At 75.1% G+C, this 19,927-nt stretch carries 1 protein-coding gene; it reads left to right on the forward strand.

All coding sequences use genetic code 11. From position 1 onward, the window contains the following. The first annotated feature begins 4 nt into the window (after window positions 1-4). Window positions 5-19,921, forward strand: coding sequence for a non-ribosomal peptide synthase/polyketide synthase (locus ACPXCS_RS23290; RefSeq protein ID WP_425948656.1), 19,917 nt, complete (start codon window positions 5-7; stop codon window positions 19,919-19,921). Window positions 19,922-19,927: the final 6 nt, after the last annotated feature.

Genomic DNA, 19,927 nt, shown 5'->3' on the forward strand with positions numbered 1-19,927 from the left:
GACCATGACGTCTTCGAAGCGAAACCGTGCCGAGGCCCTCCCGCAGGACCTCCAGGAAGCACTCCGCCGCCGGCTGGCCGGACGGGCGGGGGCGGGCGCCCCCGGTGCCGCCCGGCAGGCCATCCCGCGCGCCGACCGCACCCGGCCGCTGCCGCTGTCCTTCGCCCAGCAGCGCCTGTGGTTCCTGGACCGGCTGCGCCCCGGCGACCCGCGCTACAACAGCGCCGTCGCGCTGCGCCTCACCGGCGCCCTCGACCACACCGCCCTGTCCGCCGCACTGGAGCACGTGGTGGCGCGACACGAGGCGCTGCGCACCACCTTCCAGGAGCACGACGGCACCCCCGCGCAGACCGTCCACCCGGCCGGGCCGCTCCCGCTGCCCGTGCACGACCTCACGGGGGAGGCCGGCGCCGACCCGGAGGCCGCGCTGCTGGCCGAGTACGAGCGGCCCTTCGACCTGGAGACCGGGCCGCTGCTGCGCGCTCTGCTCCTGCGGGAGGCTCCCGACACCCACATCCTGCTGCTGACGGCCCATCACATCGTCACCGACGGCTGGTCCATGGGTGTCCTGCTGGACGAACTGTGCACCGCCTACGACGCCCTCGCCCGAGGCACGCGGCCCGCACTGGCGCCGGTGGCCACGCAGTACCCGGACTTCGCCGTCTGGCAGCGCGAGCAGCTCTCCGGCACCCGGCTGGAGCGTCAGCTGGCGCACTGGAAGGAGAGACTCTCGGGAGCGGTCGCCCCCGAACTCCCGCTGGACCGGCCGCGCCGCGCAGAGGAGTCCGGCGCCGGCGCGGTGCACACCTTCACCGTCCCGGCGGCCACCACGGCCCGGCTGAAGCAACTCGCGGCCGAGCAGCACACGACCCTGTTCACCGCCCTGGTCGCCGCCTGCCAGACCCTGCTGGCCCGCTGGTCCGGCCAGGACGACATCACCGTCGGCTCGCTCACCCCCGGGCGCGGACGGACCGACCTGGAGCGGGTTGTCGGGTTCTTCGTCAACACCGTCGCACTGCGCACCCGTGTCGAGACGAGCGGCACCTTCCGGCACCTGCTCACCGCCGCCGCCGACACCGTCAACGACGCCTTCGCGCACGGCGACACGCCGTTCGAACGGCTGGTGGAGGCCGTCGGCGCGACCCGCGAGGCGGGCCGCAACCCGCTGTTCGACGTGATGGTCCTGCTGCACCCGGCGCCGCCCACCGCACCCGACCCGCACGGCCTGACCGCCTCCCCGGTCGCCGTGCCCCGGCGGGCCGCCACCTTCGACCTCAGCGTCGAGTTCGTGCCCGACGGCGACGGGCTGACGGGCCTGCTGGAGTACCGCACCGACCTGTTCGACGCGGCCACCGCCGAACGCATGGCGGACCAGCTGCTGCGCACCCTGGACGGCGCCGCCGCCGATCCCGACCGGCCCCTCGGCGCCCTGCCGCTCCTCACGCCCGAGCAGGAGCGACAGGTGACACGGGACTGGAACGGCACCGCGCGCCCGGTGCCCGAGGAGACCCTGCCCGAGCTGTTCGCCCGGCAGGCGGCCCGCACTCCGCACGCCACCGCCCTCGTCGCCGGGGAGGTCCGCCTCGACTACGCGACGCTCGACGCCCGCGCCGACCGCCTGGCCCGCCACCTGGCGGCGCGGGGAGCCGGACCCGAGCGCCTGGTCGCCCTGCGACTGCCGCGCACCGCCGACATGATCGTGGCGATTCTCGCCGTCTGGAAGGCCGGCGCCGGCTACCTGCCCCTGGACCCCGCGCTGCCGGAGGACCGGGTGCGGTTCCTGCTGGACGACGCGCGGCCCGCGCTGGTGCTGGACGAGGCCGCACTGCGGGAGGCCGGGGACGCCACCGGTGGCCCGCTCGCCCCACCGCACCCCGACACCACCGCCTACGTCATCCACACCTCCGGCTCCACCGGCCGCCCCAAAGGCGTGGCCGTCACGCACCGGTCAGCGGCGAACCTCCTGGCGGGCCACCGCGAGGGCTTCGTCGCCGAGGCGGGCGGCGGGCCGCTGCGGGTGGCGCTGACGGCGTCGTTCTCCTTCGACACCTCGCTGGAGGGCGTGCTGCTGATGGCCGACGGCCATCCGCTGCACCTGGTCGACGAGTCGACCCGGCTGGACGCCGCCGCGCTGGTCGAGTACGTCGTCGAACACCGCATCGACTTCCTCGACCTCACCCCCACCTACCTGCGGCAGCTGCTGCCCGCCGGGCTGCTCGACGACCCGCGCCACCACCCGCGGGTCCTCATGCTCGGTGGCGAGGCCGTGGGGCCCGCCCTGTGGCGTGACCTGGCCGCGCGGCGGGACGTGGCCGCGTACAACTTCTACGGCCCCACCGAGTGCACCGTCGACGCGCTGGCCTGCCGCATCGAGGGCGACGGCCGGCCGACCGTGGGTCGGCCGCTGGCCAACGTGCGCGCCTACGTCCTCGACGACCGGCTGCGGCCCGTGCCGCCCGGCGTCGGCGGAGAGCTGTACCTGGCCGGTGTGCAACTGGCGCGCGGTTACGGCGGGCGGCCGGGGCTGACGGCCGCCCGGTTCCTGCCCGACCCCTTCGGCCCGCCCGGCGCCCGCATGTACCGCACCGGCGACCTGGCCCGCTGGACCACCGACGGACGCCTGGACTACCTCGGGCGCGCCGACGACCAGGTCAAGGTGCGCGGCCACCGCATCGAGCCCGGCGAGGTCGAAGCGGCCCTGACCGACCTGCCCGAGGTCGCCGCCGCCGCGGTCGTCGCCGTCACCGATCCGCACGGCCACGTCCGGCTCGCCGCCTACCTCGTCCCCGCCGACGGCGACGCGCCGCCCGCCGCGGGCGACGTACGGGCGGCCGTACGGCGGGTGCTGCCGGACCACATGGTGCCCTCCTCCTTCACCGTCCTCGACGCCCTGCCGATGACGGTCAGCGGCAAGGTCGACCGGCGTGCCCTGCCCGCCCCCGACGTCGAAGGCGGCGGTCGGGAGCGGGAGTCCGTCGCCCCGCGCACCCCCGAGGAGGAGACCCTCGCCCGTATCTGGGCCGAGGTGCTGGGAGCGCGCCGGGTCGGCGTGACGGAGAACTTCTTCGAGCTGGGCGGCGACTCCATCCTCAGCATCCAGGCCGTCTCCCGCGCCCGCGCGGCCGGGCTGCACCTGACCTCACGGGACGTCTTCCGCCACCAGACCGTCGCCGACCTCGCCGCCGCCGCGTCCGCGCGCACCGCGCGGGTACCCGCCCCCCGGCGCCCGGCCGAGCGGGGACCGGCACCGCTGACCCCCGTACAGGAGTGGTTCCTCGCCACCCACGGCCCGCTGCGGCACTTCAGCATGTCGCTGCTGCTGGACCTGCCCCACGACCTGGACGAGCCGGCCCTGGAGCGCGCCCTGGAGGCGCTGGCCGCCCATCATCCGGCGCTGCGCACCCGCTTCGCCCGCGCGGGGGACACCTGGCTCCAGCACCCCGGCGAGGGACCGGCCACCGGCCTGCTCACCCGCCACGACCTCTCCCACGCCGCAGACCCGGCGGCAGAGCGCGAACAGGCCGCCGGGGCCGCCCGCGCCGCACTCGACCCGGAGACCGGCGCCCTGCTGCGCGCCGCCCTGCTGACCCGATCCGGTGAGCGCCCCCAACTCTTGGTCACGGCACACCACCTGGCGGTGGACAGCGTCTCCTGGCGCATCCTGCTCACCGACCTCGCCGAGGCCTACCGGCAGGCGAACCGGGGCGAGACGGTCCGGCTGGAGGCCGTCCCCACCCCGTTCACCGACTGGGCCGCGCACCTCACGCGCCGGGTGCGCGCCGGTGACCTCGACGCCGACCTGCCGCACTGGACGGCCGAGGCCGCCGAGCCCCGTACGCCACTGCCCGTGGACCGCCCGGGCACCCCGTCGGCCGGCTCGGTGCGCACCCTCGGCACCCGCGTGGACCGCGCCACCACCGAGGCCCTGCTGCGCCGGGTGCCCGCGGTCTACCGCACCCAGGTCAACGACGTTCTGCTCGGCGCGCTGAGCCGGGTCCTCGCCGACTGGACGGGCGCCGAGCGGGTGACCGTCCTGCTGGAGGGCCACGGCCGCGAGGACGACACGCTGGACCTGTCCCGCACGGTGGGCTGGTTCACCGCCCAGCACCCCGTCACCCTCGCTCCCGCAGGACCCTCCGCGGCGCCCGACTGGGGCGCCACCCTGAAGGCCGTGAAGGAGCGGCTGCGAGCCGTGCCCCGGCACGGCCTGAGCTACGAGGCCCTGGCCCGTCTCGGCTCGCCCGACCCGGCCGCCCGCGCCCTGGCGGAGGTGCCGCTGCCGCAGATCAGCTTCAACTACCACGGCCAGTGGGAGGCCCCCGACGGCGGCGACTTCGCCCCGGCCGGCGAGGCACCCGGCCGTGACATCGCCCCGGACGCACCGCTGGACCACCTGCTGGACGTCTCCGCCGTGGTCACCGACGGCGAACTGCGGATCACCTGGCACTACAGCGACCAGGTGCACGACGAGCACACCGTTCGCGACCTGGCCGACCGCATGACCCGCGCGCTCGCCGCGATCACCGAGCACTGCGCCCGTCCCGGCGCGGGCGGCCGCACCCCGTCCGACTTCCCGCTGGCCCGCCTCGACCAGGACCGTCTGGACCGGCTCGTCGGCGACGGCCGGGAGGTGGAGGACCTGCTGCCCCTGACCCCGTTGCAGGAGGGCATGCTCTTCCACCGGCTGGTCGGCGGCCCCGACGACGTCTACGTCGACCAGGCGGGCCTGCTGCTGGACGGCGTCGCGGACCCGCACGCCCTCGCCGTCGCCTGGCAACGAGTCACCGACCGCACGCCCGCCCTGCGTACCTGCGTGGTCTGGGAGGACGTCCCGGTGCCCCTCCAGGTCGTGCGCCGCGACGTACGGGTTCCCGTCACTCAGCTCGACTGGCGCGGCCTGGACGAAGAGGAACGCGCCGAGCGTCTGGCCCGGCTGCGTGACGACGACCTCGCGCAGGGCATCGACCTCGCCGCGGCGCCCCTGATGCGGCTGACCCTGGTCCGGCTGCCCGACGCCCGGCTGCACCTGCTGTGGACCTCCCACCACCTCATCCTGGACGGCTGGAGCCTCGCCCAGGTGCTGACCGAGGTGTGCGAGGAGTACGCGGCGCTCACCGCGGGCACGGAGTTCCGGCCGCCGCTGCGGCGCCCATTCGGCGACTACGTGCACTGGCTCGCCGACCAGGACCCGGACGCCGCACGCACCCACTGGCAGGGTGTCCTCGCCGCCTTCGCCGAACCCACCCCGCTGCCCGCCGACCGCCCCCTGCGCGAAGCCCACCAGGCCCGCTCCGCCGATGTGCACACGGCCGGCCTGGACCAGGAGACGTCGGCCCGCCTCGCGCGCACCGCCCGCGAAGCCGGACTCACCCTCAGCACGGTCCTGCAGGGCGCCTGGGCCCTCCTGCTGGCTCGCTACGCCGCTCAGGACGACGTCGTGTTCGGCACCACCGTCTCCGGACGGCCCGACGACCTGCCCGGCGTCGAGTCGATGGTCGGCATGTTCATCAACACCGTGCCCACCCGCGTCCGCGTCGACGCCGCGCGCCCGGCCGGGGCCTGGCTGCGCCGACTCCAGGACGCGCAGGCCGAGTCGAGACGATTCGCCGCCGTGTCGCTCGCCGAGCTGACCCGGCTGAGCGACGTGCCGTCCGGCAGCCCGCTCTTCCACAGCATGGTCGCCTTCGAGAACTACCCCTTCGACGAGGCCCGCACGGCCGGCTCCGGGATCCGGCTGGCCGAGGTGACCTCCCGCGACGCCACCAACTACCCGCTCGTCCTGCGCGCCTACCACGGTGAACGCCTCGGCTTCGACCTCGCCTACGACCCGGCCCTGTTCGACGCCGCGACCGTCCGCGCGCTCGCCGGCCGGCTGTGCCTGCTGCTCACCGGGCTGGCCGACGGCATCGACCGGCCGCTGCGCACCCTGCCCTGGACGACGGCCGGGGAACGCCGCCGCATGCTCACCGACTGGAACGGCGCCGGTAGCGGCCGCCCCGCCGACACGCTGGTGGACCTGTTCGAGGCGCAAGCCGCCCGCACCCCCGGCGCCATCGCCGTCACCTGCGGAACCGAGCACCTCGACTACGCGACCCTCGACGCCCGCGCCGGCCGCCTCGCCCACCGGCTCGCCGAACTCGGCGCCGGACCCGAGCGGTTCGTCGCCCTCGCCCTGTCCCGCTCCACCGAACAGATCGTGGCGATCCTGGCCGTCCTGAAGGCCGGCGCCGCCTACCTGCCGATCGACCCCAACTCGCCCGCCGAACGCATCGCCCACCTCCTCGCCGACGCCACCCCGGTGACCCTGGTGACCACCCGCGACACCGCGGCCCGTGTCGACGGCACCGGTGTGCCCGTGGTCCTCCTCGACGCCCCGGACGAGGAGGCCGACCTCGCCCGGCGCCCGGCCGCGGGACCCCACCCGGCCCACCGCCCCCTGCCGGAGAGCCCCGCCTACGCCATCTACACCTCCGGCTCCACCGGCCGGCCCAAGGGCGTGGTGATCCCGCACGCCAACGTGGTGCGGCTGTTCACCCGCACCCGCCCGTGGTTCGGCTTCGGCCCGGACGACGTGTGGACGCTGTTCCACTCCTACGCGTTCGACTTCTCCGTGTGGGAGCTGTGGGGCCCGCTGCTGCACGGCGGCCGGCTCGTCGTCGTGCCCGACGAGACCGCCCGCTCGCCGGAGGACTTCCTGCGGCTGCTGGCCGACGAAGGGGTCACCGTTCTCAACCAGACGCCGTCCGCGTTCTACCCGCTCGTCCGCGCCGACGCCGAACACCCCGACACCAGTGCCCGCCTCGTCCTGCGCACCGTGATCTTCGGCGGTGAGGCCCTCGACGTCGGCCGGCTCGCCGACTGGTGGGCCCGCCACCCGGCCGACGCGCCGCGCCTGGTGAACATGTACGGCATCACCGAGACCACCGTGCACGTCACCCACGCCCCGCTCGACCCCGCCACCGCGGCGAGCGGCCCCGTCAGCCCCATCGGCGTGGCCATCCCGGACCTGCGGGTGTACGTGCTCGACGCGGATCTGGCACCCGTGCCGCCGGGGGCGACCGGTGAACTGTACGTGGCGGGAGAGGGCCTGGCCCGCGGCTACCTGGGCCGCCCCGGCCTGACCGCCACCCGTTTCCTCGCCGACCCGTTCGGCCCGGCCGGCAGCCGCATGTACCGCACCGGCGACCGGGCGAAGTGGCGGCCCGACGGCACCCTGGAGTACCTGGGCCGCGCGGACGCCCAGGTGAAGATCCGCGGCTACCGCATCGAGCCCGGCGAGATCGAGGCCGCCCTGCACACCCACCCCGGGGTCGCCGACGCCGCCGTCGGCGTGTTCGAGGACGCCTCCGGCACCCGGCGCCTCGTGGCGCACGTCGTCGGCACCGGCGGCGCCACACCCTCGGCGGCCGAGCTGCGCGCCCACCTGGAACGGCTGCTGCCGGCCCACATGGTGCCGGCCGCCTACGTCCCGATGGACGCCCTCCCGCTCACCGTCAACGGCAAGCTCGACCGGCGCGCCCTGCCCGCCCCCACGGCGGACGGCTACGCCGCCGACACCGAACGGACCGCACCGCGCACCCCCGCCGAACAGGCCGTCGCCGCCGCCTGGTCGGAGGTCCTCGGGGTCGACGAGGTGTACGCCGGGGACGACTTCTTCGCGCTCGGCGGCGACTCCATCCTCGCCGTCCGTGTCATCGCCCGGCTGCGCGCCGCGTTCGGCCCGGACGTCTCCCCGCGCCTGCTGTTCACCCACAGCACGCTGTCCGCGCTCGCCGCCGTACTGGGCGAACCGGCCGGTGAGCCCTCCGCGCCGCCCGCCGACGCGATCCCGGCGACCGCCCCGCAGACTCCGGCGCCCCTGTCGTACGCCCAGCAACGCCTGTGGTTCCTCGACCGGTTCGAGCCCGGCAGCACTGAATACACGACGCTGTCCGTGCTGCGCCTGCGCGGCCCGCTCGACGAGCGGGCCCTGCGCACCGCCCTGGACGGACTCGTCGCCCGCCACGAGGCCCTGCGCACCACCTTCACCGAACAGGACGGGCAGCCCCGGCAGGTGGTGCACCCACCGCATCCGGCCGCCCTCGTCGTGGACGACCTCACCCCCGCGTCCGATCCGCGAGCCGCAGCGGCGGAACTGCTGGAGCGCGAGGCCGCCACGCCCTTCGATCTGGCAGCCGGGCCGCTGCTGCGCGCCCGCCTGGCCCGCACGGCGGACGACGAGCATGTGCTGGCCCTCGCCGTCCACCACATCGTGACCGACGGCTGGTCGCTCGGCGTCCTCGGCCGGGACCTGGGCGAGCTGTACGCGGCCGCCACCGAGAGCCGCCACCCCGAACTCCCCCGACTGCCCGTCCGGTACGCCGACCACGCCGCCTGGCAGCGTGCCCGCACCGAACAGGCCGAGCGCCAACTCGCCCACTGGCGCGAGAGGCTGGACGGTGTGCCGCCCCTGGAGCTGCCGACCGACCGGCCGCGTCCCGCCGTACGCACCCGCGACGGCGCGCTCGTGACCTTCACCCTGCCCGCCGAGCTGACCGACCGGCTGCGCGAGCGGGGCCGGGAGGCGGACGCCACCCTGTACATGACCCTGCTGACAGCCTGCACGGTCCTGCTGTCCCGCTGGGCCGACCAGGACGACTTCGCCGTCGGCACCGTCACCGCCGGCCGCGAGCGTCCCGAACTGCACGACGTCGTCGGCATGTTCGTCAACACCCTCGTCCTGCGCAATCCGGTGCGCCCCGGCATGTCGTTCCGCGTCCTGCTGGAACAGGTGCGCGAAACCGTCCTGGACGCGTTCGCCCACCAGGACGTGCCCTTCGAACAGCTCGTGGACGCCCTCCAGCCCGAACGGGACACCAGCCGCACCCCCCTGTTCCAGGTCATGGTCGCCCTGCACAACCTGGGTGCGAAAGCACCCGCACTGCCGGGCCTGGACGCCGAACCGGTCCTGCCGCCGGTCCGGCACGCCACCTTCGACCTGGCCTTCGACTTCGTGGAGAGCGACGGCGGCGTCACCGGCCACCTGGAGTACAACACCGGCCTGTTCGACGAGGACACCGTCCGCCGCCTTGCCGCCCGCCTGCGGCTGCTGCTGGAAGCGGCGGTGCGGGACCCTGACCGGGACGTACGGGCGCTGGAGCTGATGACCGCCGACGAACAGCGGCGGGTGCTGCACGACGGGCAGGGACCGCGCCTCACCGTCCCGGACACCACCTTCCCCGCGCTGTTCGAGGCACAGGCCGCCCGCACCCCGCACGCCACCGCGCTGGTGGCCCGGGACGCCACCCTCGACTTCGCCGCCCTGAACGAGCGTGCGAACCGGCTCGCCCACCACCTGCTGGCCCTGGGCGCCGGCCCCGAGCGGGTGATCGCCGTACGGCTGCCGCGCACGTCGGGCCTCATGGCGGCGGTCCTCGCCGTCGCCAAGGCGGGCGCCACCCTGCTCTACCTCGACCCCGACCTGCCCGCCGAACGCACCGCCGGACTCCTCGCGGACACCGCCCCGCACACCGTGCTCACCGCGGACGCGCTGCGCGACACACCGTGGGACCGGCTGCCCGCGCACAACCCCACCGACCACGACCGCCCGGCCCCGCTGCTTGCCGACCACGCCGCCTACATCGTCTACACCTCCGGCTCCACCGGCCGCCCCAAGGGCGTCGTCGTGGAACACCGCCATCTGGTCAACCTCTGCCACGACCACCGCGATGGGCTCCTCGCCCCGCACACCGCCGACGGACGGCGGCTGCGCGCCGCGCTCAGCGCCTCCTTCTCCTTCGACACCTCCTGGGAGGGGCCACTGCTGCTCGCCCTCGGCCAGGAGGTCCACCTCGTCGACGACGACGTACGCCGGGACCCCGAGGCGTTCTGCGCACAGATCACCGAACGACGCCTGGACCTGGTCAACGTCACCCCGTCCTTCCTGCGTGAACTCCTCGCCGCGGGACTCCTCGCGCCCGGCCGCCACCACCCGCGCGTCCTGCTCGTCGGCGGCGAGGCGACGGGCCCCGACACCTGGCGCGATCTGTGCGCCGCCGTCGAACTCGGGGTCACCGCCTACAACATGTACGGCCCCACCGAGTGCACCGTCGACGCCACCTACGGGCGGGTCGCCGACCACCCCGGCCGGCCGGTCATCGGGCGGCCCGGCGCCAACCTGCGCGCCTACGTCCTCGACGGCGCCCTGCGCCCGGTGCCGCCCGGCACACCCGGCGAGCTGTACCTCGCCGGCGCGCAGGTGGCCCGCGGCTACCTGCACCGGCCCGGCCTGACCGCCGCGCGTTTCCTCGCCGACCCGTTCGGCGCACCGGGGGAGCGGATGTACCGCACCGGCGACCGCGCCCGCCGCGACGAGCGGGGACTGCTGGAGTTCCTGGGCCGCGCCGACGAGCAGATCAAGATCCGCGGGTTCCGCGTCGAGCCCGGCGAGGTCGAAGCCGCGCTGCTCGCCCACCCGGACGTGGCCGAAGCCGTCGTGACGGCACGCGAGCACCTGGACCGGCTCATGCTCGTCGCCTACCTCGTGCCCGCCGGGGGCACCGTCCCGGCCGGCGACGAACTGCGCCTCACGCTGCGGCGCACCCTGCCCGACCACATGGTGCCGGCGGCGTTCGTGCCCCTGACCCGGATCCCGCGCACCGCCGGCGGCAAGACCGACCGGCGTGCCCTGCCCGCGCCGCCCGCGCAGCCCCGGCCCGATGCCGCGTACGTGGCGCCCCGCTCCGGGACCGAGGAGACGCTGGCCGCGATCTGGGCCGAGGTCCTGCGGGTCGAACGGGTGGGCGCACACGACAACTTCTTCGCGCTCGGGGGTGACTCCATCCTCAGCATCCAGATCGTCTCCCGGGCCCGTCAGGCGGGACTGGTGCTGACCACCAAGGACGTCTTCCGACACCAGACCGTCGCCGAACTCGCGCTGAGCGTCCGCGAGTCGGTGCCGGTCACGGTCGACACCGCCGCCCCCGCCGAGGCGCCGCTCGCACCCATCCAGCGCTGGTACCTGGACGGCCGAGCCCCCGGTGACCCGCTGCGCTTCACCATGTCGCAGCGCCTGGAACTGGCCCCCGGAACCGGCCTGTCCGCCCTGCGCCACGCGGTGGACGCCCTCGTACGTCACCATCCGGCGCTGCGCACCCGCTTCCGCCGCACCGAGGACGGCTGGCGCCAGGAAGTCCTGCACGGCGTTCCGGACGGCGTCCTCACCCGGCACGACGTGGCCGGCCTGGACGGCCCCGCCCTGGAGGCCGAGACGGCCCGCCTCGCGGACGAGGCCCGCGCCGCCCTGGACCCCGCCGAGGGCCGTGTGGCGCGCGTCCTGGTCCTCGATCGCGGCCCGTGCCTGCCCGCCCAGCTGCTGTTCACCGTCCACCACCTCGTCGTCGACGGTGTCTCCTGGCGGATCTTGTTGTCCGACCTGGAGACCGCCCACCGGCAGGCCGCCGCCGGACACCCCGTCGAACTGCCCCCGGCCACCACCGTGTTCGGCCAGTGGGCGGCCCGGCTGGAGGCCCACACCCGCTCCGGCGCCCTGGACGGCGACCTCGACCACTGGCGGCGCACCACGACGGCCCCCGCCGACCTGCCCGCCGGCCGGCCGGGTCCCAACACCCACGGCACCGCGGCCACGGTCACCGTGTCACTGGAGCAAAAGACCACCGAAGCCCTGCTGCGGCAGGTCCCGGAGGCCTATCGCACCCAGGTCAACGACGTGCTGCTCAGCGCCCTCGGACGTACCCTGGCCCGCTGGTGCGGGCGCGAGAGCGTGCTCGTCGGTGTGGAGGGTCACGGCCGCGAGGACCTCTTCGACGACCTGGACCTGTCGCGGACCGTCGGCTGGTTCACCGCCGAATTCCCCCTCGCGCTGACCGTCGACCCCGACGCGGGCTGGCACGAGACCCTGCGCTCGGTCAAGGAACAGCTGCGCGCGGTGCCCCTGCACGGCCTGAGCCATGGTGCGCTGCGTCACCTCCTGCCCGGCAGCCCGCTGGCCGACGCGCCGGCACCGCGCATCGGCTTCAACTACCACGGCCGGTGGGACGTCGACGCCGGCGGCAGCGGCGGCCTGTACGGCGCCGCCCTGCCCCCGGCCGGCTCCGACACCGACCCCGACGCCCCGCGCCCCTACCTGCTGGACATCACCGGTGTGGTCCAGGACGGCCGGCTCGAACTCGGCTGGACCTACCCGCCGGCCGTCTACGACGAGTCCACCGTTCGGTCGCTCGCCGACGAGATGTGCGCGGCGCTGCGCGAGATCGCCGCCCATTGCGGCCGCCCGGACGCGGGCGGCCGCACCCCGTCCGACTTCCCGCTGGCCGGGCTCGACCAGCCCGAGCTGGACCGCCTCGTGGGCGACGGCCGCCACGTGGAGGACGTCCTGCCGCTGACGCCGCTGCAGGCCGGCATGCTCTTCCACGGTCTGGTGGACACGGCGGGCGCCTACGCCGACCGGGTGGCCGTGCGCCTGGCCGGGGTGAGCGACCCGCAGGGCTTCGCCGCTGCCTGGCAGCAGGTCGCCGACCGCACCGAGGCCCTGCGCACCAGCGTCCACTGGCAGGGCCTGCCGCACCCCGTGCAGGTCGTGCACCGGCGCGTGCGGCTGCCCGTCACCCACCTGGACTGGCGAGGTCTGACGCCCGAGGAGTGCACGGCGGCCACGGAGGAACTGCTGGCCGCCGACCGCGCGGCGGGCATGGACCCGACCACCGCACCGCTCACCCGCCTCACCCTGGCCACGCTTCCCGGTGACGAGATCTGGCTGCTGTGGTCCTCCCACCACCTGATCCTGGACGGCTGGAGCACCGGGCAGCTCCTGACCGAGGTGTGCGAGCGCTACGCCGCGCTCACCGCAGGCCGAGAGGCCCCCGCCCCCGTCCGGCGCCCGTTCGCCGACTTCCTGCGCTGGCTGCACGACCAGGACGAGACCGCCGCCGAGGCCCACTGGACCGAGACCCTCGCCGGGTTCCCCGCCCGCACCCCGCTGCCGTACGACCGCACGCCGGCCGAGGAGCACCGCGCCCGCGCCACCGCCCTGGCGCGACGGCACCTGGACGAACACCTGTCGGCGCGGCTGCGGCGCACCGCGGCCCGGGCCGGGATCACGGTGAACACCGTGATCGAAGGTGCCTGGGCGCTGCTGCTGGCCCGCCACAGCGGCCGCGACGACGTCGTGTTCGGCACCACGGTCTCCGGGCGCCCGGCCGAACTGCCCGGCGTGGAGGCGATGATCGGCATGTTCATCAACACCGTGCCCACCCGCGTCCGGATCCCGGGCGGGGGAGCGGCGTCCTGGCTGCGGGAGGTGCAGGAGCGGCAGAGCGACACCCGGCGCTTCGACTTCCTCGCCCTGCCCCGCATCCAGGCGCTGAGCGAGACACCGGCGGGCGAGGCGCTCTTCGACAGCATGGTGGTGTTCGAGAACTACCCCGTCGACGAGTCCGCCACAGCCCGCACGGGTGTACGGATCGAGGAGGTGCACGCCGAGGACGCGCCGACCTTCCCGCTGTGCCTGCGCGCCCACCTCGGCGACCGCCTCGGCATCGACCTCGCCTACGACGCCCGGTTGTTCGACCCGGACACCGCCGAACGCCTCGCGGACCGCCTCGCGGTCGTCCTGCGCGCCCTCGCCGACGCCCTGGAGACCGACGCCGACGTCACCGGCCTGCAACCGCTGACCCAGGACGACCGCGCCCTGCTGCGGCGGTGGAACACCACCTCCCGGCGGACCATGCCGCGCAGCCCCGTCGACCTGTTCACCGAGCAGGCCCACCGCACGCCCGAAGCGCCCGCGCTGCGCGAGGGCGGCACCGAGCTGACCTACCGTCACCTCGACGACTGGTCCGATGCCGTGGCCTCCCACCTCCTCGCCGAAGGACTGCGGGCCGAGGACCGGGTGGCGCTGCTGATGGACCGCGGCGCCGAACTCGTCGTCGCCCAGCTCGCCGTCCTCAAAGCGGGCGGCGCCTACGTCCCCGTGGACGTCCGCGCCCCCGAGGACCGGCGCCGCACGCTGATCCGGCGGGCGGGCGCGACGGCCCGGTTGACCGCCGAGGACGTCGCCGCGACGCGCACCGCCGTACCGGGCGCGCCCGTTTCCGTACCGGCGGACCCCGAGCGGCTCGCGTACGTGATGTTCACCTCCGGGTCGACCGGCGAACCCAAGGCAGTCGCGGTACGCCACCGTGACGTGGCCGCCCTCGCCACCGACAGCCGCTTCACCGGCGCGGTGTGCGAACGGGTGTTGCTGCACTCCCCGGTGGCCTTCGACGCCGCCACGTTCGAGGTGTGGGCGCCCCTGCTCACCGGCGGCTGTGTCGTCGTGGCACCCCCGCGGCCGCTGGACGCGGCACTGCTGCGCGGCCTGGTCCGCGACGGCGGTCTGAGCGCCCTGTGGCTGACCGCCGGCCTCTTCCGGCTGCTGGCGCAGGACGCACCGGACTGCTTCACCGGTCTGCGCCAGGTGTGGACCGGCGGCGACGTCGTACCCGCCGCGGCCGTCCGCCGCGTCCTGGCGGCCTGCCCCGGCCTGACCGTCGTGGACGGCTACGGGCCCACCGAGACGACGACGTTCGCGACGTCCTTCGCGCTCGTCGACCCGACGGCCGTCCCCGACACCGTGCCCATCGGACACCCGCTCGACGACCTTCGCGCGCACGTCCTCGACGGCAGGCTGCGTCCCGTGCCGCCGGGCTGCGCCGGCGAGCTGTACATCGCCGGCGAGGGCGTGGCACGCGGCTACCTGGGCCGTCCCGGCGACACCGCCGCCCGCTTCCTCGCCGACCCCGCAGGCCCGCCCGGCACCCGCATGTACCGCACCGGCGACCTGGCCCGCCGTCGCCCCGACGGCACCGTGGAGTTCATGGGCCGCGCCGACGACCAGGTGAAGATCCGCGGCTTCCGCGTCGAACCGGGCGAGGTCGAGGCGGTCCTCGCGGCGCACCCCCGCGTCACCGACGTGACGGTCCTCGCCCGTGAGGACGTGCCCGGCAGCCGCCGCCTGGTGGCCTACGTCGTCGGCACCCAGGACACCGCGGATCTGCGGGAGTTCGCCCGGCGCTCACTGCCGGACTACCTCGTCCCGTCGGCGTTCGTGGCCCTGCCCGCCCTGCCGCTCAGCCGCAACGGCAAGGTCGACCGGGCCTCGCTCCCCGCGCCCGAACCCACGAGCGGCGACCGGCGGGGCACACCGGCCGGTCCGCGCACCGACGCCGAGCGGCGCACGGTGCAGATCTTCGCCGACATCCTCCCCGGGCCGTGCCCCGGCGTGGGGGACGACTTCTTCCAGCTGGGCGGCGACTCCATCCTCAGCATCCGGCTGGCCGTCCGCCTGTCGGAGGCGTTCGGCACCGACCTGTCCCCACGTGCGGTGTTCACGCACCCCACCCCCGCCGCCCTCGCCGCCCTGCTCACCGAGGAACGCCCCGGTGACGCCACGCCCACCGCGATCGTCCCGGCCACCCGCGACACGCCCGCCCCGATGTCGTACGCCCAGCAACGCCTGTGGTTCCTGGAGGAGTTCGCGCCGGGCAGCGGAGAGTACGTCACCGCGCTGGCCCTGCGGCTGCGCGGCCGGCTCGACGTGCCCGCCCTCACCGCGGCCCTGCGCGCCCTGGTCGAGCGGCACGAGGCGCTGCGCACCACCTTCGACGCGGTGGACGGCCGCGGCGTGCAGATCGTCCACCCCGCGCGGGACGTACCGCTGACCCTGCACGACGTGTCGGCGCTCGCGGGCAGCGAACGCGACGCCCGGCTGGCGGACCTGCTGGAGGCCGAACGCGCCCGCACCTTCGACCTGCGGCGCGGCCCGCTCCTGCACACGGGGCTGATCAGGCTCGCGGACGACGAGCACGTCCTGACGCTCGCCCTGCACCACATCGTCACCGACGGCTGGTCCACGGGCGTGCTCACCGGAGACCTCGCCCACTTCTACCGCGCCGAACTCGGTGCGCGGACGGGTACGTTGCCGCCGCTGCCGGTGCAGTACGCCGACTACGCCCACTGGCAGCGCGGGCGCGGCACGGACGACCACCTCACGTACTGGAAGACGCACCTGGCCGGGCTGGAGACGCTCGACCTGCCCACCGACCGGCCCCGTCCGGCGGTGCGCACCCACCACGGCGCCACGGTCCGCCTCGCCCTGCCCCGCGACACGACCCGCCGCCTCGCCAGGGTGGGCCGGGACCGGCAGACCACCCTCTTCACCACGCTGGTCGCCACCGCCCAGGCCTACCTGGCACGGCTGACCGGCGGTGAGGACATCACCGTCGGCACGGTCACGTCCGGCCGCGATCGCGCCGAGACCCAGCACCTCGTCGGATTCTTCGTCAACACCCTCGTCCTGCGCTCCCGCGTCGAACCCGGCCGCCCCTTCACCGAGTTCCTCAGCGAGGTCCGCGGCACCGTCCTCGACGCCTTCACCCACCAGGAGGCGCCGTTCGAGCAGGTGGTGGACGAGGTGCAGCCGGTCCGCGACACCAGCCGCACCCCCTTGTTCCAGGTCATGGTGGTCCTCCAGAACGCTCCCGCCGCCACCCTCGACCTGCCCGGCATCGAAGTCACCGACGTCGACACCGAGCTGCGGCACGCCGCGTTCGACCTCACCCTGGAGTTCGCCGAGACCGGCACCGGCGAACTGCACGGCGTCCTCACCTACAACACCGACCTGTTCGACGCGGCCACCGCCGAACGCATGGCCGACCAGCTCGCCACCCTCCTGACCGCCGTCGCCGACGACCCCGACCGGCCCGTGGGCGCCCTGCCCCTCGCGACCGACGAGACGCTCAAGACCGTTCTCGACCAGGGCCGGGGCATCGCCCGCCCCGTCCCGGCGGCGACCCTGCCCGAGCTGTTCGAGCGACAGGCCGCCCGCACCCCCGACGCCGTGGCCCTCGCCGACGCCGACGGCCGCGAGCTGACCTACGCGCACGTCGAACGCGCCGCCAACCGGCTGGCGCACCGCCTCATCGCCCGGGGCGTGGGACCCGAGCGGATCGTGGCGCTGGCCCTGCCCCGCAGCGCCGAGACGGTCGTCGCGCAGATCGCCGTCACCAAGGCCGGCGGCGCCTTCCTGCCCGTCGACCCGGACTACCCCGAACAGCGCCGGGAGTTCATGCTGCGCGACGCGAGCGCCTGCCTCGTCCTGGACGAGCCCGCCGCCGTGTGGGACGCGGACGGCCCGGACACCGCCCCCACGGACGCCGACCGCACGGCGGCGCTGACCGTCGACCACCCGGCGTACGTGATCTACACGTCCGGCTCCACGGGCACGCCGAAGGGGGTGGCGGTGACGCACCGCGGCCTCGCCGCCTTCGCCGCGGCAGCCGCCGACCGCTACGACGCCGGCCCGGGCGACCGGGTCCTCCAGTTCGCCTCACCCAGCTTCGACGCCTCCGTACTCGAGCTGTGCGTGTCCCTGCTCAGCGGAGCCACCCTGGTCACGGGGGAGGAAGGGCCTCTCATCGGCGAGCGCCTCGCCCAGGCCCTCGCCGAGCGACGCGTCAGCCACACGCTGATCCCGCCCGCGGCCCTCGCGACGGTCGCTCCCGAGACCGCCGACGCCCTGCCGCACCTGCGCACCCTCATCGTCGGAGCCGAGGCCTGCCCCGCGCACCTCGTCGAACGGTGGGCCCCCGGCCGGCGGATGATCAACTCGTACGGTCCGACCGAGGCCACCGTCGTCACCACCTGGACCGGCCCGCTCGCGCCGGGCACGGGAGCCCCGCCCATCGGGCGTCCCGCCGGCGCCACCCGCGTCCACCTGCTCGACGCCGCCCTGCGCCCCGTCCCGCCCGGTGTCACCGGCGAACTCCACGTGTCCGGACCCGGACTGGCCCGCGGCTACCTCGACCGGCCCGGCCTGACCGCGTCCCGCTTCGTGGCCGATCCGTTCGGCGCCCCCGGAGAGCGCATGTACCGCACCGGCGACCTGGCCCGCTGGGACGCCGGCGGCGAACTGCGCTTCGTCGGACGCGCCGACGAGCAGGTGAAACTGCGCGGCTTCCGCATCGAACCCGGAGAGATCGAGAACGCGCTGCGCACCAGCCCGCTCGTGCGCGACGCGGTGGTCACCGTACGCGGCGCCGGCAACGACCCGCAGGGCCGTTCCGGCGGACGGCTGGTCGCCTACGTCGTGCCCGCCGGGGGCTCCTCGGAGTCACTCCCGGGCACCGAGCTGCGCGACCACCTGGCCGGGCTGCTCCCACCGCACATGATCCCCTCTGCGTTCGTGCCGCTGGCCCACCTGCCGCTCACCCCGAACGGCAAGACGGACCGGGGTGCGCTGCCCGAACCGGGCCCCACCCACACCGCCACCGGACCGCACACGCCGCCGCGCACCGACACCGAGCACCGCATCGCCCGCATCTGGGCCGATGTCCTCGGTGTGGCCGACGTCGGGGCGCACGACAACTTCTTCCACCTCGGCGGCGATTCGATCCTCAGCATGCAGGTCGTCTCACGGCTGCGGCGCGACGGCCTGCACGTGACCACCCGTGACCTTTTCACCCATCAGACCGTCGCGGAGCTGGCCGGCGTCGTCACCACCGCGCCGCGGCACACCCGGCACGAAGCGGTGAGCGGAGACGTGCCGCTCACCCCCATCCAGCACTGGTTCCTGACCAGCCCGCGCGCCAGCCACTCGCACTTCAACCAGTCCCTGCTGGTGGAACTGGCCTCCGGCGTGGACGCCGCCGCCCTGGAAGCGGCCCTCGACGCCCTGCTCGACCACCACGACGCTCTGCGCATGCGCTTCACAACGGATCAGGAAGGCTGGCGCCAGTTCAACCCGCCGGTGGCCGACACCGACCGCGACCGGCTCCTGGCCCGCCACGACCTCAGCGGACTGACCTCGACCGAGGCCGACGCGGCGATGGAGCAGACCGCCGAGGAGCTGCACACCGCCTTCGACCTGGCACGCGGCCCGCTGCTGCGGGCGGCCCTGTTCACCGGCGCCGCCGACCGGCCCGCCTTTCTCCTCCTGGTCGCCCATCATCTGGTGGTGGACGCCGTCTCCTGGCGCATCCTGCGCGACGACCTGGAGGCCGCCTACCGGCAGGCCGCCCTCGGTGAACCCGTCACCCTGGGCGAACGCACCACCTCCTTCCGCGACTGGGCCCGAGGCCTCGCCGCGCATGTCGCGGCCGGCGCCCTCGACCACGAACTGCCCTACTGGGAAGCCGCGGTGGACACCCAGCCCCTCCCGGCCGAGACACCGACCGGGCCCGACACGGGCGCAGCCGACACGCTCACCGTCGAACTGGGCGAGGCCGAAACCGAGGCGCTGCTGCGCGCCGCGCCGACCGCCTACCGCACCCGTGTCAACGACGTGCTGCTCGCCGCCCTCGCCCTCGCCCTGGCCCGCTGGAGCGGCCGCGAGGAGGTCCGTCTGGACCTGGAAGGACACGGCCGCGAGGACGTCCTCGACGACGTCGACCTGACCCGCACGGTCGGCTGGTTCACCACCGTCCACCCCGTCGCCCTCCACATCCCCGAACCCGCCGACCTCGGACCCGATCGTGACTGGCGGACCCTGGTGAAGTCGGTACGCCGCCAACTGCGCGCCGTACCCGGCAACGGGCTCGGCTTCGGCGCGCTGCGCACCTTCGGCCCGCCCGAGGTGCGCGAACGCCTCGGCCGCGCCGCACACGGACAGGTCGTCTTCAACTACCTCGGCCAGTGGGACGCCCGTCCCGACAGCCCCGGCGAGGGCCTGGTACGCGCCGAGCACGGCTCCTTCGGCCGCCACCACGACCCGCGCGACAGCGGCTCACACCCGCTGGAGATCGTCGGCGCGGTCCAGCGGGGCCGGCTGTCCTTCACCTGGCACCACCGGCCCGCCCTGCACTCCACCGACACCGTGCGCCGGGTCGCCGAGGACTTCGCGCACGCCCTGCGGCACATCGCCCACCACGCCCGGGACCGCCGGTGACGCCCC

Origin of the sequence: Streptomyces sp. DT190 (assembly GCF_049846985.1) — a bacterium.
Lineage (GTDB): Bacteria > Actinomycetota > Actinomycetes > Streptomycetales > Streptomycetaceae > Streptomyces.

Coding starts and splice junctions, on each gene's coding strand:
- ACPXCS_RS23290 (WP_425948656.1), top strand. CDS start 5: ATGACGTCTTCGAAGCGAAACCGTGCCGAGGCCCTCCCGCAGGACCTC.